This window comes from Nonomuraea sp. NPDC050536, assembly GCF_044457685.1.
GTDB lineage: Bacteria > Actinomycetota > Actinomycetes > Streptosporangiales > Streptosporangiaceae > Nonomuraea.
The window spans coordinates 254,185-272,937 of sequence record NZ_JBITHD010000008.1; the positions used below are offsets into that span (position 1 = coordinate 254,185).

12 protein-coding genes are annotated in these 18,753 nt (G+C 69.6%); 4 read left to right on the forward strand and 8 right to left on the reverse strand.

Annotated elements, in window-relative coordinates:
* Positions 1-6 precede the first annotated feature (6 nt).
* From ACIBHX_RS24155 to ACIBHX_RS24185, 7 genes are all read right to left on the reverse strand, one after another.
* Positions 7-3,045 (reverse strand): alpha-mannosidase, encoded by a 3,039-nt coding sequence (locus ACIBHX_RS24155; RefSeq protein ID WP_397069459.1) that lies wholly within the window; start codon positions 3,043-3,045, stop codon positions 7-9.
* 29 nt (positions 3,046-3,074) lie between these two features.
* Complete coding sequence (locus tag ACIBHX_RS24160; RefSeq protein ID WP_397069460.1) at positions 3,075-4,829, reverse strand: beta-galactosidase; 1,755 nt, start codon at positions 4,827-4,829, stop codon at positions 3,075-3,077.
* Between the two features lie 40 nt (positions 4,830-4,869).
* The gene (locus ACIBHX_RS24165; RefSeq protein WP_397069461.1) at positions 4,870-6,825 is read right to left on the reverse strand and encodes a glycoside hydrolase family 5 protein; all 1,956 of its coding nucleotides are present in this window, start codon (positions 6,823-6,825) and stop codon (positions 4,870-4,872) included.
* A 68-nt stretch (positions 6,826-6,893) separates the two neighbouring features.
* Entirely contained in the window at positions 6,894-7,739 is an 846-nt protein-coding gene (locus ACIBHX_RS24170; RefSeq protein WP_397069462.1) for a carbohydrate ABC transporter permease, read from the reverse strand.
* A 5-nt stretch (positions 7,740-7,744) separates the two neighbouring features.
* The gene (locus ACIBHX_RS24175) at positions 7,745-8,596 is read right to left on the reverse strand and encodes a carbohydrate ABC transporter permease (RefSeq protein ID WP_397069463.1); all 852 of its coding nucleotides are present in this window, start codon (positions 8,594-8,596) and stop codon (positions 7,745-7,747) included.
* A 199-nt stretch (positions 8,597-8,795) separates the two neighbouring features.
* Positions 8,796-10,070: an ABC transporter substrate-binding protein gene (locus ACIBHX_RS24180; RefSeq protein ID WP_397069464.1), complete on the reverse strand. Its 1,275-nt coding sequence runs from the start codon at positions 10,068-10,070 to the stop codon at positions 8,796-8,798.
* A gap of 161 nt (positions 10,071-10,231) precedes the next feature.
* On the reverse strand, positions 10,232-11,389 hold the full coding sequence (locus ACIBHX_RS24185) for an ROK family protein (protein ID WP_397069465.1): 1,158 nt from the start codon (positions 11,387-11,389) through the stop codon (positions 10,232-10,234).
* A 166-nt stretch (positions 11,390-11,555) separates the two neighbouring features.
* Here ACIBHX_RS24185 and ACIBHX_RS24190 point away from each other — a divergent pair, with 166 nt between their 5' ends.
* A complete protein-coding gene (locus ACIBHX_RS24190; RefSeq protein ID WP_397069466.1) occupies positions 11,556-13,121 on the forward strand; it encodes a hypothetical protein in 1,566 nt (521 codons plus the stop codon).
* Here ACIBHX_RS24190 and ACIBHX_RS24195 read toward each other — a convergent pair.
* Entirely contained in the window at positions 13,105-14,499 is a 1,395-nt protein-coding gene (locus ACIBHX_RS24195; protein WP_397069467.1) for a PucR family transcriptional regulator, read from the reverse strand. The genes ACIBHX_RS24190 and ACIBHX_RS24195 overlap by 17 nt on opposite strands.
* Before the next feature lie 93 nt (positions 14,500-14,592).
* Between ACIBHX_RS24195 and ACIBHX_RS24200 the strand changes: the two genes are divergently transcribed.
* Genes ACIBHX_RS24200 through ACIBHX_RS24210 form a run of 3 tightly spaced genes read left to right on the forward strand, consistent with a single transcriptional unit; the run spans position 14,593 to position 18,753 of the window.
* Positions 14,593-15,669: a DUF917 domain-containing protein gene (locus ACIBHX_RS24200; protein ID WP_397069468.1), complete on the forward strand. Its 1,077-nt coding sequence runs from the start codon at positions 14,593-14,595 to the stop codon at positions 15,667-15,669.
* Positions 15,662-17,179 carry a hydantoinase/oxoprolinase N-terminal domain-containing protein gene (locus ACIBHX_RS24205; RefSeq protein WP_397069469.1) on the forward strand — a complete coding sequence of 506 codons (1,518 nt, stop codon included), beginning with the start codon at positions 15,662-15,664 and terminating at the stop codon, positions 17,177-17,179. The genes ACIBHX_RS24200 and ACIBHX_RS24205 overlap by 8 nt, the downstream gene beginning before the upstream one ends.
* An 8-nt stretch (positions 17,180-17,187) precedes the next feature.
* Positions 17,188-18,753, forward strand: a complete 1,566-nt coding sequence (locus ACIBHX_RS24210) for an ABC transporter substrate-binding protein (protein WP_397069470.1) — start codon at positions 17,188-17,190, stop codon at positions 18,751-18,753.

Here is an 18,753-nt window from a genome sequence, read left to right on the forward strand (position 1 = left end):
GATGGCCTAGCTGCGCGGCCTCTTCATGCGGAGGGTGAGGATCTGGAACGGGCGCAGGGTCAAGGACACCTGCCCGCCGGCCGGCTGAAGGGCACCCGTGTTCTCGCGCGGGTCGAGTTCGCGTTCCAGCAGATCGGTCACGGCCACCGAGTCCAGCGGGAAGCCGGTGGTCAGAAGCGTTTCTGCCCTTCCTCCGTGGGCTTCGTAGAGGCGTACGACGATGTCGCCGGACCGGTCGTCGGCGAGCTTGACCGTGTCGATGACGACGGCGTCGTTGTCGGAGGCGACCAGCGGCGGGACCTCCGCCGAGCCAGGAACGGAGCGTTCGGGCAGGTTGAATCCGTAGCCCTCGCGCACGGCGTCGGCGATGTCGGCGCCGATGACGAATCCGTACCGCAGGCGGTGCTGCCCCTGGTCGGCGTCCGGGTCGGGGAAGCGGGGTGCTCGGAGCAGCGAGAGCCGGACGGTGGTGGTGGTGCCGCCGTCGGCACGGACGTCGCGGGTGACGTCGTGTCCGTAGGTCGAGTCGTTGACCACGGCTGCGCCCCAATCTCGTTCGCCGAGATGCAGGAAGCGGTGGGCGCAGATCTCGAACTTGGCGGCATCCCAGCTGGTGTTGGTGTGCGTGGGACGCTGAACGTGCCCGAAAGGGATCTCCGCGCTGGAGTGGTCGGCCCGTACGTCGAGCGGGAAGGCGGCCTTGAGGAGCTTCTCCGTCTCACGCCAGTCGATCTTGGTGTCGATGTCCAGGCGCCGGGACCCCTCGGTCAGAGTGATCAGCTGTTCGATGCGGGAGTCGCCGACGGTCCGCACGATCCGCAGGCCGCCTTCCTCCACGCTGAGCGAGTCGGCGTCGACGAGGTTGTGCACGGTGTTGCGGTAGAAGGCGTCGATGTCCCAGGCGTCGTACTCGTTGGGGAAGTCCTGATGCAGTTGGAGGAGGTTGGCGGCGGCACCGGGGGCCAGGGCTTCACGGCCGGCCGCGATGTCGTATGCCGAGGTCACCAGGCCCTGGCCGTCGATCAGGACGCGTACCAGTCCGTTGTCCAGCACGAAGCCGTCTCTGCACGGGGTCGGGTCGACCGGCCGGCCTGGTGGCCGTGTCCGGAGCGAGGCTCCGAGGGCGGGGATGCCGTCGCGGGTGAACGGGGAGGCGTTGAAGACCACGGTCTGGTCGCCTTCCCCGGCCAGGGCACGCTGGGCGGCCTCCACGATCCCGCGTAGCTCGGCGGTGACGGCGACGTAGGTCTGCTCTGCTTCCCGGTGCACCCAGGCGATGGAGGAGCCGGGCAGGATGTCGTGGAACTGGTGCAGCAGGACCGTCTTCCACAGCCGGTCGAGAGCCTGGTACGGGTAGTCGAACCCGGTGCGGACGGCGGCGGTCGCCGACCACAGTTCCGCTTCGCGGAGCAGGTGCTCGCTGCGCCGGTTGCCCTGCTTGGTCCGTAGCTGGCTGGTGAGCGTGCCGCGGTGGAACTCCAGGTAGAGCTCCCCCAACCACACCGGTGCATCGGGGTACTCCGCTTGCGCCCGGGTGAAGAAGTCCGCGGGGCTCTCGATGACGACCTTGGCTGAGCCCTCCAGGTCCGCGAGGCGCGCCGCGCGGGCCAGCATCTCGCGGGTGGGGCCGCCGCCGCCGTCTCCGTAGCCGAACGGGAGCAGCGAGCTGTTCGCCGTGCCCTTGTCCTGGAAGTTGGCGACGGCGTGGGCGACCTCGGCGCCGGACAGCTCGCTGTTGTAGGTGTCGACCGGCGGGAAGTGGCTGAAGATCCGGGTGCCGTCGATGCCCTCCCACCAGAAGGTGTGGTGCGGGAACTTGTTGGTGGTGTTCCAGGAGATCTTCTGGGTGAGGAACCAGCGGATGCCGGCGAGCTTCATCAGCTGCGGCATCGCCGCGTTGTAGCCGAAGGTGTCGGGCAGCCACATCTCCTCGGTCTCGACTCCGAACTCCTCCAGGTAGAACCGCTTGCCGTGGACCAGTTGCCGAGCGAGGGCCTCACCGCTGGGGATGTTGGTGTCGGGTTCCACCCACAGGCTGCCGACGGGGAGGAACTGCCCGCTCTTCGCCTTCTCCTGGACTCGGCCGTACACCTCGGGGCGGTGCTCCTTGAGCCAGGCCAGCTGCTGGGCCTGGGACATGGCGAAGCGGAAGCCGGGGTGGTCGTCCATGAGCTGGGTGACGTTGGACAGCGTCCTGGCGACCTTGCGCACGGTCTCGCGCATCGGCCACAGCCAGGCGGTGTCGATGTGGGCGTGTCCGACGGCGGACATGCGGTGGGCGCTGGCGACCGCGGGGGCGGCCAAAGCCGGGCGCAGTACCTCGCGGGCGGTGGCGGCGCTGCCGGTGATGTTCTGCAGGTCGACGGTGTCCAGGGCTTGTTCGATGGTGTGCATGAGCTGCCAGCGGCGCGGGTCGGCCTCGGGCAGTTCGTGCATGAGTTCCCCGAGGACGTCCAGGTCCTGGGCGAGCTCCCACACCTGGGCGTCGAAGACCGCCAGGTCCAGGCGGAGCAGCTGGTACAGAGGGTCGCTCTCGGAGCCGACTCCGGTCAGCCAGGAGGGCTGGTCCCCGGTCCGGGTCGGGATGTGGTCGTCGCACAAGACCGGGTTGGCGGCGGCCTCGACGTAGTAGGTGAAGTCCTCGCCGCCGACCGCGGGATCGGCGACCGGGATCCAGGCGTTGCGGGGGTTGAGGGCCTTCACCACGCTGCCGTCCGACCGGTACACCAGGCCCTCGGTGGAGAAGCCCGCGCCGGTGACGTTGAAGCCGAGGTCGATGACCGCCTCGACCCGCAGGCCGGCCCACTCGTCCGGCACAGTGCCGCTGATCCTGAACCAGCTGGTCGACCAAGGCGGCCCCCACCGGTGGCCGAGCGTCACCGGCTCGTACGGCGCGGCCAGGCCGTCAGCCACGGGGACCGGCTCACCCGGAACGTTCCAGATCGCGACCTCGATCGGGACGGAACGGGCATGAACCGCGGGCCGGATCCGCTGGTTCAGCACCCGGTCGAGCCGCTGCTCGGTGAGGCGGTATTTGCTGTGCATGGGTACCTCGGTATTCGGTGTCGCGGATGTCAGTCTTCCCTGGCTCCCAGATCGGGTGTGTCCCGCAGTTCCACCGTGCGGGTGGTCGAGGCGTGCAACTCGAGCACGGTGATCTCGTTCCGACCGGCCTTCAGGACCGGTGCGGGCACGTACAGCGTGGTCTGCGGGCCGCGGGACCAGTACCGGCCGAGCGCGAAGCCGTTGATCCAGACGTGGCCCTTGGTCCAGCCGTCCAAGGCGAGGAAGCCGTCGGCCGGCTGCTCGATGTCCACGTGTCCACGGTGGAAGGCCGGGCCCACCGGGGGCGACGCGGGGTCGAACGCGGTGAAGGACACCGCAGGCGGATTGTCCATCGGCAGCGCGCGGCTGGACCAGCCGGCGAGCGTCAGTCCGTTGACGGTGACCTCGCCGAGCAGTCCCTTGCGGTCGTGGATGCCCTGGCCGTAGTTGACCCTGCCCTGGTTCTCCACCAGCACGGCGAGGTGTGCCCCGCGCCGGGGGGCATGGAAGGCGAGGCTGTGCTCATGGTTCTCGCGTTCCAGGACGCCGACCGGCTGGCCGTCGACGAAGACCTGGGCGCGATCGCGCACCTTGGCGACATGGAGTACGGCCGGCCCGGCTTCCGGGAGCACCGTCTCGTACAGGACGAATCCGAAGGACTGGCCGAGCTGTTCCATGGCCAGCGGGCGATCGGCGGACACTGCCCGGCCAAGCAGCAGGGCCTGGTCCAGGAGGTTCGCACATGCGGTGAGTTCGACGACGGCCGGGGCGAGCTTCGGCGCGGGATCGGGTACCGGCTCGTCGGGGACGGGCGCGTAACGGGCGATGACCTCACGGAAGGCGGCGTACTTGGCGGTGGGGTCGCCGGCCTCGTCCAGCAGCGCATCGTAGTCGTACGACGTGGCGGTGGCGCGGTACGTCCCCTTGTCGTTGGCGCCGTTGGTGAAGCCGAAGTTGGTACCGCCGTGGAACATGTAGATGTTGACCGAGGCTCCGGCCGCGAGCAGCCGGTCGAGGTCGGCCGCGGAGTCGGCCGCGCTGCGGGTGACATGGATGCCGCCCCAGCGGTCGAACCAGCCGATCCAGAACTCGCTGCACATCAGCGGCCCCGATGGCTGGTGCTCGCGCAGTGCGGCGAGCCCGGCCTCCACCCCGCTGCCGAAATTCACGGTGCGCAGGACGCCGTCGAGGCCGCCGCGCGCCAGGTCGGCGGGTTGGTCGCAGGTGAACAGCGGCACGTCGACACCGTGCCGGAGCAACAGCTCGGCCAGGTCCGCGAGGTAGTCGGAGTCGTCGCCGTAGGCTCCGTACTCGTTCTCCAACTGGACGGCGAGGATCGGGCCCCCGCGACTGGCGAGGTAGGGCAGGACGGCCGTCAGCAGGGCGCCTAGGTACTCGTCCACCGCCTTCAGGTAGCGGGGGTCGCGGCTGCGCAGTTCGATGTCCTCGTCGGCGAGCAGCCAGGAGGGCAGGCCGCCGCCGTCCCACTCGGCGCAGATGTAGGGGCCGGGACGGAGCAGCACGTGAAGGCCCTCGGCGGCGGCCAGGTCGAGGAAGCGGGGCAGGTCGAGACCTGCGTCCAGGCGGAACTCACCCGGGCTGGGCGAGTGCAGATTCCATGGGACGTAGGTCTCGACCGTGTTCAGTCCCATCAGCCGCGCCTTGCGGAGCCGGTCGGCCCACTGCTCCGGATGGACCCGGAAGTAGTGCAGCCCGCCGGAGATGATCCGCAGCGGTCGATCGTCGAAGCGGAAGCCGCTTGCGGCAATCTCGAGTCGTGGCATGAACGTGGTGCTCCTAGATGATGGGACTGATGGGGATGGGTCAGCTCAGCGAACGGCAGAGCAGTGCGTCGGGGACGGCCTTCTTCCCGTCACTCCAGCCGCCCTGCCACAGGTTCCAGGTGTAGGCGACGCCTGCGAGGTACTCGTTGTCGGCGCACTGGCCCTTGTAGTCCTGGGGGGCCCAGTCGTTCTCGATCGCGCCACCGGTTGCCGGGCGGTTGTCACCGCGGTCGAACCAGGCAACCCGATTGGCGACCGGCAGGGGCTTGGCGGAGGGCGCGCACAGCAGACCGGCCATCGCGGTGCCGTTGACGCTGAACCCGACAGCGAAGTGGTTGTCAGGACACTCGAACTTGTCGTACCCCGAGGCCCAGTCGCCGTGAGTGACATAGCGGGCATCGCTGACGGTCACCCAGCCGCCGGTCCCCTTGGCGGGCTGGTTCGCGTCGGTGCACAGGCCGCGGTGCTTGAGCCGGCTGAGGCCGGCCAGGCGTTCGGTGTCGGGGCAGTTTCCCTTGCGGTTGCCGGGGCTCCAGTCCGAGTTGGCCAGCATGGTCCTGGAGACATTCTGGTCGCCGTAGTCGGTGTTGAGCATGTTCCAATGGTTGACCTGTGCGACCGGACCGGTGGCGCCCGCGGCGTTGATCAGCTTGTTCCAGTCGTTGGTGCGCCAGTCGCCGGGGTCGCTGAGACTCTGCCTCCTGCCCGTGGGGTCGTAGGAGATCAGGGCCCAGTTGTCGTTCGGCACGCCCGCGGTGTTGGACCAGCCGACCAGGGGCCAGATGGCGAAGTCGGTGTCGTGCTCGGCCAGGATGTCGGTGAAGTTGCCGAACCAGGTCTTCTCCTTGCTGTCGTCCGACCCACGGCCGGCGGCGCCGAACTCGCTGATCCAGACGGGGGCGGTGAAGTGCTGGCCGGACTGGGTGACATACAGGGCCTCGTCGCTCACCAGTTGCTTGAGCTGGTCGAGCGGGAAATCCTCATACGGCCAGTCGTTGGTGTGCCCCGCTCCGCTGTCGGCACCCGTGTAGTTCGGGCCTGTGTAGCCGTAGAAGTGCGCGGAGTACACCAGTTTGCCGGATTCGATCAGGGTGTGGGACAGAGTCCGGACCGGCGTCAGCATCGGCCTGCCGTAGTTCAGCCCGTTCAACGGGATGCCGTACCAGTTGATGCCTTCCATGATGATCAGCATGTCGGGGTCGGCTTGGAGGATCTTGTTGCCGGCGTCTTCGAAGGCCTTGTACGCGTCGTGCTCGTCGCCCCAGCCCCAGTTGGGGTCGTCCCAGGTGTCGCGGCGGATCTCGTTGCGCAGGTCGGCGCCGGCCACTCGCTTGTTCGCCTTGTAGCGGTTCACCAGGAACAGCCAGTCGTCCTGCCACTGCTGGGTGGACTGGCCGCTGTTCCAGCGCTCGTTGCCGTCCAGACCGCAGCAGAAGCGGTAGGTGGTGGTGTGGTTGTTGAGGATGACGGCGAACCCGTCGGCGGTCAGGGCCGCCACCACGGCGTCGAACACCTGCAGCGGCGTCTTGCCGCGCAACTGCGGGTTGGCGGCGACCGCCGACTCCGGTACCACCGTCGTGTCGTGGATCAAAGCGTTGGCGAACGGCAGGCGGATGCTGTTCAGCCCGAGGCCGTGGAAGTCGGCGAGGAGCTGCGCCATCGGCACGCGGTCCAGGCCCAGCGGGAGATTGTGCGACACCTGGCGTGCCTGGTTGTTCGCAGGGTCGTTGAGGTCGCCGCTGCCTTCCCAGGTGCCCTGGGCTCCGGCCCAGTTGCCGGCCTTCAGCTTGAAGCGGTTGCCGTTGGCGTCGACGATGTAGCGTCCGCGCGTACTCAGCGGCCCCGTCCAGGATGCGGCGAGCTGGTCCCCGGTGAGTACTTTGGTGCTTGTCGTGTCGGTGGCGGCCGCCGAGCCGGGAATCGTGCAGGTCAGCAGGGCTGCGGTGGCCAGCACGACGGGCAACGCCCGGGCGATGGATCCTCTGATGGCAGACATGGGCCTGGTTGATCTCATGGTGCTGCCCTCCAAGGTGTGGCGTGGTGGGGGGTGATCCGACGGGCCGCTCAGCCCTTGAGGCCGCTGGTGGCGATGCCTTCGACGATGTGGCGCTGGGCGACCAGGAACATGACCACCAGCGGTGTGATGGTCACGACGGCTCCGGCGAACAGGCCGGGCAGGTTGATGGTCTGCGAGGTGAGGAACGTGGACAGGGCGATCTGGGCCGTCCACGCGGACGGGTCCTGGCCGATGACCAGCGGCCACAGGAAGGAGTTCCAGCTGTCGATGAAGGCGAGCGCGCCGAGCGAGGCGAGCATCGCACTGGAAGACGGCAGCGCGATCCGGCGGTAGAGGCCGAGCCAGCCGAGCCCGTCCAGCCGTCCGGCTTCCTCGATCTCGCGCGGGAACTGCAGGTAGAAGTTGCGGAACAGCAGGACGGCGAAGGGGTTGAACAGCCCGGGTGCGATGATTCCCCACAGAGTGTTGACCCCGCCGAGCGAGCCCACGACGACGAAGGTGGGCACGAACGTCACCGAGCCGGGGATCATCAGCGTGGCCACCACCAGCGTCAGCATGATGCCGCGCCCGGGGACCGGGATCCGCGCGAGGGCGAATCCAGCGGCCGAGGCGAGGAGCGTAGAGGCCGGGGCGGTGATCGCCGCGATCAGCAGCGAGTTGGCCAGGGCCTGGCCCATGTGCAGGGTGGGGTCGCTGAAGAGGGAGGTGAAGTTCTCCCAGTGCATCGTCGACGGCCACCAGGTCCAGCGCGGCGCCGTCAGGCTCTGGGAGTCCATCAGAGCGTTGCGCAGCATCACGTAGAAGGGGGTCAGGAACACCAGCGTCAGCAGGCCGGCCAGCGCGCCCTGCCCGGAGCGGCGCAAAGTCTGCGGCAGATGTCGCATGGTCCTCATGGCGCTCACCCCTCGCCCTTGCCGAAGCCGGTGATCCGGCCCTGGAGAAGGGTCACGGCGACGATGAGGGCGGTGAGCACGAAGGCCCCGGCCGATCCGAGGCCGTAATTCTGGGCGCCCATCGCTGTGTCATAGAGATAGACCAGCGGGGTCTTCACGGGAGCGGTGCCCGACCCGGAGAGGCCGCTGCTGAACAGGTTGTAGAACTCATCGAATGCCTGGAAGGCGGCGATGAACTGCAGCAACAGCACGGCCACCGAGGTGTTGCGCAGCATCGGCAGGGTGATCCGGCGCAGCAGGCTCAGTCCGGTCGCGCCGTCCAGAGCGGCGGCCTCGTAGGTCGCCTTCGGGATAGCCTGCAGGCCGGCCAGGAAGAGCACCATGTAGAAGCCGACCTGGAGCCACAGCCGGAGGGTCACCACGACGACCCAGTACAGCGGTGGCGAGGTGGTCTGCAGCCAGGGGACGGCCTCCATCCCGAACCAGCCGCCGATCATGTTGGCGATGCCCCCCGGCAGCCCGTTGAACAGACACATCTTCCACAGCAGCGAGGCCGCGACGTACGAGACGGCGGCGGGGATCAGGAACGCGGTCCGCACTACGGCCCGGCCACGCCGGACCCGGTACACCAGCAGAGCGAGGCCGAGCGAGGCGGCGAAGGTGACCGGCACGATGAACACCGTGAACAGCAGGATCTGGACCAGCGAGCCGCGGAAGGCGGCGTCGGAGAGCAGTTCCCGGTAGTTGTCCAACCCGACCCAGTGGCCGAGCGCGATGGTGCCGTGGGCGTCACTGAGGCTGAGCAGAAAGCTCCAGCCGATGGCGACGTACTTGAAGACGCCGAGGCCGATCAGCATCGGGGCGACGAGCAGGGCGAACGCCCCCCACGCACGTCGGTCGGCCCTGCGGGTCGGGGCGGGGGGCCCCCGCGGGGGGGGGGGGGGGCCCCCCCCCCGGGGGGGGGGGGGGGGGGGGGGGGGGCGCGCCCCGCCCGGGGCCCCCCCCCCCCCCCCCCGACTCGCTCGGAGCGCACGGTGGTGTCCGAGGTGGTGTTCATCAGGACCGCTGCTTGTCCACCGCGGCCTGGGCCTGCTTGGCCGCATCCGCCAGGAGCTGGGCGGGGTCGCCCTTCCCTGCGGCGATCTTCGTGGCGGCGGCGGCGAACGGGGTGCTGACCGCGCTGTCCCAGGTGTTCGGGTTGTGCTTTCCGTACTTGGCAGCCAGCTCGACGGTCTCCTTGGCGGCGCCCTGGGTGAGCTTGTCGGCCGTCGCGGCGACGGACTTGCGCGGCGGGACGTGGAAGCCGTAGCTCTCGGACCAGTCCTTCTGCAGCTGGGTCTGTTCGACCCAGAGCCACTTGACGAACTTCTTGGCCGCCTCCAGGTTCTTGCCCTTGGCGTTGACGCAACTGGTCCAGCCACCGACACGCACGACCGGGGCGCCGCCGGACTTGAAGGCGGGCCAGGGCAGGACGCCGAAGTCGTCGCCGAGCGCGGTCGAGATCGCGGGCATCGCCCACAGGCCGCACCACTGCATCGGAACGACGCCCTGGGCGAAGGCGGCGGGGTCCCACCAGTCAGTGGTGAAGCCGAGCAGCAGGGAGCGGTCGTCATGCAGGCGCTTGAGGCCGGTCACCGCCTCGACGGCCTGCGGGGAGGCGAAGGCCACCTTGCCGTCGGTGACCAGGTCGCCGCCGTTGGAGAACACAGCCAGTGAGGGGCTGTCCCCGATGCCGTCGCTGCCGACGTACAGGCCCTTGTTGTCCTTGGTGGTCAGCGCCTTGGCGGCGGCGACGAGCGCATCGAAGCTGTCCGGCGGGGTGATCCCGGCCTTGGCGAGGACGCTCTTGCGGTAGTAGAGCATCATGACGTCGTCGATGGACTTGATGCCGTAGAGCTTGCCGTCGATGGTCACCAGGTCGAGATCGCCCTCGTTGAAGTCGGACTTGGCGCTGCCGTACAGATCGTCCAGCGCCGCGATCTGACCGCGCCTGGCGAGTCCCTCGTTGAAGTCGCCGATCTCGAAGACGTCCGGGGCGGCATCGGTGAGCAGCGTCGCGTTGAGCTTGCTGGCGTAGTCACCGGGAACCCAGGTGACCTTGACCGCGATGTCCGGGTTGGCCTTGGTGAACTCGGTGGCGTAACGGGTGAGGGCCTGCTGGGTGCCGGCCTCTCCGTAGGCGTGGGACCAGAGGTTCAGGGTGGTCTTCGCCCCGGACGAGGAACCGCCGCCGGTCGGGCTGGTCGTGCAGCCGATCGCTGCTCCGGCGACGAACAGGAGGGATCCGCCGAGGAATCCTCTGCGGCTAAGCTGGGCTCTCTGTGCGCTCATTTCGCGTCCTTGGGGGTGGGATGTGGGGGTACGGGGTGTTGTCCGGCATGGCCGGCGTCCGACGTTCACGGCTGGCAGGCGGTGACGGGCGCCGGTCACGCCGGAGGCGCGGGCCGGTGATCGGGATCCCGGCTGTGCGGGATCGGGGTGGTGACGATTCCTCAGGGGAAGAGCGCCTGGATGCCGGCGACGGCGGCGCTGCGGGCCCACTCCTCCCAGGCGAGGGGACGCAGGACCAGCGGGCATTTCGCGGCCGCTTTGAAGCAGTGCGCGGTGTAGGCCTCCATGATGTGCGCTCCGAAGAGGTCGTAGGTGTCGAGTCCTTCGCCGGTGACGACGGCACGCTCGGGACCCATGAGGCTCACCAGACTGGCGATGCCGACACCGATGGCGTGGCCGGCCCGGGCGAAGGCGCCCTGCGCGGCGGGGTCTCCAGCGCGGGCGAGCCGGACCGCGCCGTCGAAGTCGAGGTCCGAGCTGCCGGTGGCGCGGCGGACGGTACCGAGTATCGCGTCGCTGGAGGCGATCGCCTCGACGCAGCCGACCGTGCCGCAGTGGCAGCGGGGGCCGGACGGGTCGACGCTGATGTGGCCCATCTCGCCGGCGACGCCGTACGCGCCCATGACCAGTTCACCGTTGACGACGATTCCGGAGCCGATGCCCGCGCCGATGGTGACCAGCACGAAGTATTCGGTGCCGATGCCCTCGCCGAACCAGTGCTCGGTGACGGTCAGGGCCTTGACGTCGTTCTCGATCGTGACGGTCAGGCCGGTCGCCTCGGCCACGATCTCGGCCAGCGGCACGTCGCGCCAGCCGGGGAGCACCGAGTAGCGGACGCGTCCACGGGTCCGGTCGACGTCGCCGGAGACCGCGATGCCCAGGTGCCGGGTACGGGCCCGGTACTCGGGCTTGGTGTCCAGGAGTTCGGCGACCAGGTCGGCAAGCAGGTCGCACACCGCCGCCGGGCTGCGGTCGCCCAGTGGGCGGCTCGCGGTGGTGCGCATCTGGGCCCGCAGGTCGCAGACCGTGCCGTAGAGGGTGTCGGCACTGATCTTCACACCCACGAAGAACTCCCGATCCGAGGTGACGGAGAGCGGGTTCACCGGGCGGCCGGCCCCAGGAGCAGTGCGCTCCGGGGGGAGTTCGTGCAGGTAGCCGTCGTCGATGAGCGGCCGGGCGGCCTTGGTCACAGCCGTCGAGGACAGGCCTGTACGGCGGGCCAACTCGACCCGGCTGAGCGGGCTCTCGGCCAGCAGCAGGGCGAGGATGGCGGTTTCCGCCGGTGCGGAGACCAGCGGCCTCGAGCGGTTCGGTAGCACGGCGCCAACCTAAGCGGAAATTAATAACTTCGTCCAGTATTGATTTCCCAACCCGGCGGATCTACGCTCTGGCCACCCCTTCCTGTCCGGACACGTTCGCCACTCGACCAACCCCTTCACCCTCGGAAGCGACGGCATCTTTGTGCACAACCAAGCGACCGAGACAGTGACGATCGACATCGTCGTGGCGTTCGGCGAAACCTCGACCGGCAGGCCGCTGGCGTCCGTATCCGACGGCGGCGTCGTCCTGGCCGACGCTGAGGCCACCGCCGGGTCGTTCCAGCAGGCATTCGACGCCGTCCACGCAGGGTGGGAGAAGCGTTGGCAGGACGCCTTCACCCCCGGCAACACCCACTACTCGGGATCGCTGCCGGTCCTGACCACTGACGACGACGCCGTCAGCCGGCTGTACTACATGAGCGTCCTGTCGGTCCTGTGCAGCGAGCGCACCAATCTCGGCGCTGACTTCAACGACGTTCTGGGTCGGGCGCCGGGTGGCTACAACGGCTTCGACCGCGTCTACGTCACCGGTGCCCCCGAGTGGGCGAACACACTCACCTACTTCTGGGACACCTCCTACTGCTCGGTCGTCCTGGCTCTGCTCGATCCCACCGTGCTGAGAGCCCAGGCCATGTACTGGCTCACCCAGGGGATCCACGACGGATACGCCGTGGACTGCGTCCAGGGCGGACTGGTCGGCCCGTGGTACAGCGCCAACGACCTCACTGTCTTCACGACGATCCTCAACTACGTCAACTACAGCGGCGACCGCTCCGCGCTGGACGCCGCGATCATCGCCGACGGAGAGACCAGTACTGTCCTGCACCAGCTGAAGGCCATCGCCACATACTGGCGGAAGCTTGTACGGACGGGGCAGTCCCTGGCCGACTACGGAGCGGACCACAACCTTCTGGAAGTCCTGCCGAACTACATCAACCAGGTGCCGTCGTTCAACGCGGCCAACGTGTGGATGTTGCGGCAGGTCGCGGACCTGTGCGGCCGGGCCGGCGAACCCGAGGCCGCTGACGTCCTCACCGGCGAGGCGGACGCCCTCCTCGCCGACGTCTTCGAGCTCTACGACAGCCGGAACGGCGGGGTGTGGCGTTGCCGGCACGCAGACGGCACCCTCGTGCCAGTGCGGACCGTCGTGGACTTCGTGATCGCGGGGAATCTGCTCGCCCCGTCGCTGTCCGTCGAGCAGAAGACCGCCATGCAGAACTTCGTGGCCACCGAGCTCCTGGCCGGGGACTGGATGCGCGCGCTGTCCCGCGACGACGCCCTGGCGCCGGTCGACCGTGCGGACCACGGCACCGAGGGCGCGTACGATTCCTGGCCCGCGCTCACCGCCCAGACCTTCGCGCGCTTCGGCGACTATCCCGCGTTCCTCGCGCTGCTGCGGCGATTCTCCGGTGTGACCAGCCGGGGTCCCTTCGGTCAGGCTCACCAGCTCCAGGCCGGCGATGGAATGCCCGACGACAGCTCCTCCGCCGTCGTGGCGTCACCTGACAGCCTGCAGGTCTTCAACAACCTCTGCGGCGGCAAGTTCGCCGACGTCGTCATCAGTGATCTGTTCGGCTACACCCCGGACGGCACCGGCCCTCGGCTGAAGGACGCCGCGGTTCCTCGGGGAATCACCGCCACGCTGTCGGGAGTCCTCTTCAGGGGTGCAGAACACACGATCACCAGCGATGCCGCCGGCCTGTCCCTGTCCGTGTTCACCAAGGCGCGGTGAGGCGGAGACGGCAGGCCAGGTGCAGGGCGAAGCGGGTGTCCGGGTCGTCGAGGTCGGAGTCGAGGATGGTGACGATCTTCCTGATCCGGTAGGACACGGCGTTGAAGTGCAGATTGAGCCGGGTGGCGGCAAGCCGGGGCGAGCGCCCACAGTCCAGGAAGGCGGCCAGGGTGGCGACGGCCTGGCGTCCCTGCTCCTCACCGAGTGCGTCCAGCGGGCGGAGCAGGTCGTCGACCACCTTGCGGCTGATCGGTGAGGCGGCCACCTCGGCGAGGACGCGCTGGATGCCGGTGGCGTCGAAGTGCGCGACCGCGGTGTTCTTGGCGACCGCGGTGGCACAGGCCGCCCTGGCCTCGGCCACGGAGGTGCGCAACCCGGGCAGGCCGGGCTGCGCCGTACCGACACCGCAGTGCAGCGGCCGGCCGGGATGGCGTTCGCGCAGGACGCGGGCCAGGTCGTCGGCGGCGCGGGAGAGCCCGGCGTCGGCCAGGTTCGCCGTCGAGGTGCAGGTGACCAGCAGCGCGTCCTCGACCGGGGCGACGTTCCAGTAGCCGGCGGAGGTACGGGGGTTGCGCAGCACCCGCATGCTGATCGCGTCCAGCAGGCCGCGCCGCTCGACCAGGTCGTCCATGTGGGCGTCGATCCAGAGGGCGATGTGCCGGCCGTCCACCGGCAGGCCGAGGATGCGCGCGCGTTCGGCCAGCCGGCTCGCCTGGGCGCGGTCGGCGACGACGAGTTCGATGAGCAGGTCGGAACGCATCTGACCGGGGGCCAGCTCCCTGGCCAGGGACGCGGCCCGCATCCTGGTCACCGCGGCGTCCACCGCGGGGAGAACCAGGCGCACCGCGTCGTCGTCCGCCGAGGCGGTGACCCTCTCCCCGTCCAGGCGCAGGTCGGCGGTGAGGACGGCGCCCACGTCGCGGAGCAGGCGTTCCAGGTCGCCCGACTCCTCCGCCTCCGCGGCGACGGCCATCGCCTCCAGCGCCCTGGCCAGGGACTCCGCGGCGCCGCTGCGGATGATCCGGTCGATCTGCAGGAGTACGTCGGCGACGTCGCGTTCGCCTGGGATGCCGAGGACCGGCAGCCCCGCCCGGTCGGCCAGCATGCTGGTCGTGATCGGCAGGGCGGTCGCGCCGACCAGCACCAGGCCCGCGATCCCGCGCTGCGCCGCATGCCGTACCGCGACGTCGAGCTGGTACGGCAGGGCCCGGGCGGTGAGCCGGTTGGACACCACGACGCAGGAGCCCGCCTGGGCGTACCGGATCGCGGACAGCGCATCGATCGCGGTAACCGCGACGATCGAGGGGCCGCGCTCGGGACCGGCCAGCAACCGCAGGCCGAGGTGCTCGCTCTCGAGAAGAGCGGAGATGCGCTCCACGGACGGGAGCTTATCTGCTCATCACACTAAGTCCCGAAATGTTGTGCGCCGCAGACTATTTCCGGCCATCGAGGTCCGAGCATGCTGGTCGCCATGCACGACCGGAAGCGGGTGACCCCCGCCGACATCCCTCATCTCACGTTCGGGTGCGCGATACTCGGCACCGGTGGCGGCGGCGGGGTCGCCTCCGCAGCGCTCTCTGCCACCGCCGCGCTGCGCGAACACGGCGACGTCCCGCTGGTCACACTCGACGAGCTGCCGACGGACGGCCTGGTGCTGCCGCTCGGCGCGATCGGCGCGCCCACGGTGTCGGGCGAGATGCTGCCCAGCGGCCGGGAGGCCGCCCTCATCCGCGACACCGTGGAGCAGACGCTCGGCAAGCCGGTCGTCGCGGTGATGGCCTCGGAGATCGGCGGCGGCAACGGCGTGGAACCGGTGGCCCTGGCCGCCTCCCTCGGCCTGCCGCTCCTCGACGCCGACGGGATGGGCCGTGCCTTCCCCGAGGTTCAGATGGTGTCCATGTACGTCGCGGGCCGCGACCCCGGGTTGGTCGTCATGGCGGACGTGCAGGGCAACGTGGCCACGCTGCGCCCGGTGGACGGGCTGTGGTCCGAAGCGCTGGCCCGGGCCGTGTGCGTGGCCATGGGCAGCACGGCGATCATGGCCGACTACGTCCTCACTGCCGGGGAGATGCGCGGCGCGGTGATCGAGGGCACCCCCAGCCGGGCCATCGCGCTCGGCCGGGCCGTGGAGGGCGCGGCCGACCCGGTCGAGGCCCTTCGCGCGGAACTGGGCGCGGTCAGCCTGATCACCGGCAAGCTCGTGGACATCGAGCGGCGCACCGGCGGCGGGTTCGTCCGCGGCAGCGTGGTCATCGAGGGCATCGGCGAGTGCAGGGGCCGCCTGCTCCGCATCGAGATCCAGAACGAGAACCTGGTCGCGCTGGAGGACGGCAGGGTCAGGGCCAGCGTGCCGGACCTGATCTCGATCGTGGACAACCAGACCGCCGAGGCCATCTCCACCGAATCGCTCCGCTACGGGATGCGGGTGATGGTCCTGGCCTGGCCGTGCGCGCCGCTCTGGCGTACCTCGGCCGGCCTGCGTACGGCGGGCCCGTCGGCCTTCGGTTACGACATTGACTACGTCCCGGTGGAGGAGTGCCATGCGTGACCTGCGGATCGGGGTGGACGTGGGGGGCACCAACACCGACGCTGTCGTCCTCGACAGAGCCAACCGGATCATCGCCAGCACCAAGCAGCCGACCAGCGCGGACGTGACCACCGGGATGCGCGCGGCGATCAAGCAGGTGCTCGACAGCTTGGGCGCGGACCGCGACCGGGTGGGCTGGGTCATGCTCGGCACCACCCACGCCACCAACGCGATCCTGGAGCGCCACCGGCTCGGCCGGGTGGCCGCGGTACGGCTCGCCGCGCCCTCCTCCACCGCGGTGCCCCCGCTCGAATCCTGGCCCGCCGACCTGCGGGAGGCCACCGTGGTGCGCACGGCGGTGCTGGGCGGCGGCAACTACGTGGACGGCAGGAAGATCGCCCCGTTGGACGAGGAGGGGCTGCGCCGCTTCCTCGCCACGGTCGCCGGGCACGCCGACGCGGTCGCGTTCACCTCGGTGTTCAGCCCGGCCGCCCCCGACCAGGAACTGCGCGCCGCGGAGATCACCGCCGAGGAGCTCGGGCCGCAGGTCGCGGTCTCGCTGAGCCACGAGATCGGCGCGCTCGGCCTGCTCGAACGCGAGAACGCCACGGTGCTGAACGCCGCGCTCTACCAGGTGGCCGCGCACGTCCACGACGCGCTGCGGGACGTCCTGGACTCCTACGGCCTGGACGTCAACCGCTACTTCGCGCAGAACGACGGCACCCTGATGACCGTCGACTACGCGGCCCGCTACCCGGTGCTCACCATCGGATCAGGACCGGCCAACTCGATCAGGGGTGCGGCCTACCTGTCGGACCTGGGTGACGCGATCGTGGCCGACGTGGGCGGCACGTCGACCGACCTCGGCGTGCTGGTCAACGGGTTCCCGCGAGTGTCGTCCGCCGGGGTGGAGATCGGTGGCGTGCGGACGAACTTCCGGATGCCGGACATCCTCGCCCTCGCCCTCGGTGGCGGCACGATCCTCGGTTCCAGCGCTTCGGTCGGTTACCGGATCACTACCGAGGCGCTGGTCTTCGGCGGCGGCACCCCGACGCTGACGGACGCGGCCGTGGCGGCGGGCCGTACCTCCATGGGGTCGGTGAGACCCCCGGCCGAGCTGGCCGCGGCGCTGAAGCTGACCGACGAGCAGATCGCCGACGCGGTCGACCGGATGTCGCTCGGCAAGAGCGACCTGCCGCTGGTCGTGGTGGGCGGCGGCGCATTCCTCGTCCCCGATGAGGTGCCCGGCGTGAGTGAGGTCGTACGGCCGGCCCACGGCAACGTGGCCAACGCCGTTGGCGCCGCGATCGCCCTGGTCAGCGGCTCGATCGAGACGATTGTCCCGGCCGGACCCGGCCGCAGGGAGGCGATCGACGAGGCGTCGGAGACCGCGCGCAACCGTGCGGTGCAGGCAGGCGCCGCCCCCTCGGCAGTGGAGATCGTGGAAATCACCGAGATCCCGCTGAGTTACCTGCCGGAGCCCGCGCTGCGGGTCCAGATCAAGGCGGCCGGGCCGCTGGGAGAACTCTAGGAGGGCCAATGCGCACGACAACTCGGGCCGTGGCGGCGCTGCTGGCCGCCGGACTGGCGATCTCGGCCTGCGGCGGCGGGAAGGTGCGCGGCGCGCAGACGAATCAGCCGGCGTCGCAGGCCGGCGACAGCGCGTTCGTGTACGCGTCCAACCTGGACGTGATCACCGACTGGGACCCGGCCGCCTCCTCGTCCAACGAGATCATCGCCCTGCAGAACATCTACGAGACGCTGACCAAGTACAACCCGGCGACGAAGAAGGTCGAACCGCGGCTGGCGACGTCGTGGACCGCTGACGCGGACGGCAGGAAGTGGACCTTCAAGCTCCGTGAGGGCGTGAAGTTCCACACCGGCAAGACCATGGACGCCGATGCGGTCAAGGCGGCCATCGAGCGGACCAGGAAGAAGAAGGGGTACGCCGCCTACATCTGGGACGCGGTCAAGTCGATCAAGGTCGTGGACCCGACCACGGTGGAGTTCACCCTGTCCCAGGCGGCTCCGCTGGACCTGATCGCCTCCTCGGGCTACGGGGCGTACATCTACGACACCGCGGCCGACCTCGCAGGCGGCAAGCAGGACGGCGGCACCGGCCCCTACGTCATCGGCGACTGGCAGAAGGGGCGCGAGGTCGAGCTGACCCTGACGGCGTTCGACGGTTACTGGGGCGGCTGGGACGGCCCGCACTACAAGACGATGCGGTTCCGGGTGAGCCCTCAGGAGACCACCACCTGGCAGCTGCTCCAGCGCGGCGAGGTCACCTACGCGGAACGGCTCGGGCCGCAGCTGTTCGACCAGGCCAAGGCGGCCGGGCTGCAGACCTCCGAGACGCCCTCGTTCCAGAACCTGCTCGTCCTGTTCAACACCGGCACCATGGACGTCAAGGTGCGCAGGGCGCTGCAGCAGGCCATCGACTACGACGGTCTGGTCGCGGCCGCCAAGGGCGCGATCGCGCCGGCGAGCGGGCTGGTGCCCGAGGGCCTGCTCGGCCACGCGGCCGGCCTGACGCCCAAGCAGGACCTGGCCGGGGCGGAGGCGCTGTTGAAGGAGGCGGGGTACGGCCCTGGTGGCAAGCAGCTGACGCTGACCATGACCTACGCCCAGGGCGACAGCGACCAGCAGCTGCTCACCACGCTGCTGACCTCGGCGCTGGCCAAGCTCAACGTGAAGCTCAACGCGACCCCGCTGTCCTGGAACGCCCAGTGGGACCAGGGCAAGGGCAAGAAGCGGCAGGACCTGTTCGTCATGTACTGGTATCCGGACTACGCCGACGCCTACTCCTGGTTCCTCAACGTCTTCCGCAGCATGGACCCGCCGTCGTTCAACCTGTCCTACCTGAAGGACGACACGATCGACAAGGAGATCGACGCGCTGCCCGGGCTGGCCGCGACCGACAGGGCCAAGGCCGAGACGGCGTACGCGAACCTGCAGAAGCAGATCATCCAGGAGCAGGCCGCGGTGGCCGTGCCGTACGTTCAGCGCTACCGCAGGGCCTACGCCGCCGGGGTCAGCGGCTACGTGGACAACCCGGCCTACCCGAGCGTCGTGTTCGCCTACGACCTGAAGCCGGGCAAGTAG

Coding starts and splice junctions, on each gene's coding strand:
- ACIBHX_RS24155 (WP_397069459.1), bottom strand. CDS start 3,045: ATGCACAGCAAATACCGCCTCACCGAGCAGCGGCTCGACCGGGTGCTG.
- ACIBHX_RS24160 (WP_397069460.1), bottom strand. CDS start 4,829: ATGCCACGACTCGAGATTGCCGCAAGCGGCTTCCGCTTCGACGATCGA.
- ACIBHX_RS24165 (WP_397069461.1), bottom strand. CDS start 6,825: ATGTCTGCCATCAGAGGATCCATCGCCCGGGCGTTGCCCGTCGTGCTG.
- ACIBHX_RS24170 (WP_397069462.1), bottom strand. CDS start 7,739: ATGAGGACCATGCGACATCTGCCGCAGACTTTGCGCCGCTCCGGGCAG.
- ACIBHX_RS24175 (WP_397069463.1), bottom strand. CDS start 8,596: ATGCTGATCGGCCTCGGCGTCTTCAAGTACGTCGCCATCGGCTGGAGC.
- ACIBHX_RS24180 (WP_397069464.1), bottom strand. CDS start 10,070: ATGAGCGCACAGAGAGCCCAGCTTAGCCGCAGAGGATTCCTCGGCGGA.
- ACIBHX_RS24200 (WP_397069468.1), top strand. CDS start 14,593: ATGCACGACCGGAAGCGGGTGACCCCCGCCGACATCCCTCATCTCACG.
- ACIBHX_RS24205 (WP_397069469.1), top strand. CDS start 15,662: ATGCGTGACCTGCGGATCGGGGTGGACGTGGGGGGCACCAACACCGAC.
- ACIBHX_RS24210 (WP_397069470.1), top strand. CDS start 17,188: ATGCGCACGACAACTCGGGCCGTGGCGGCGCTGCTGGCCGCCGGACTG.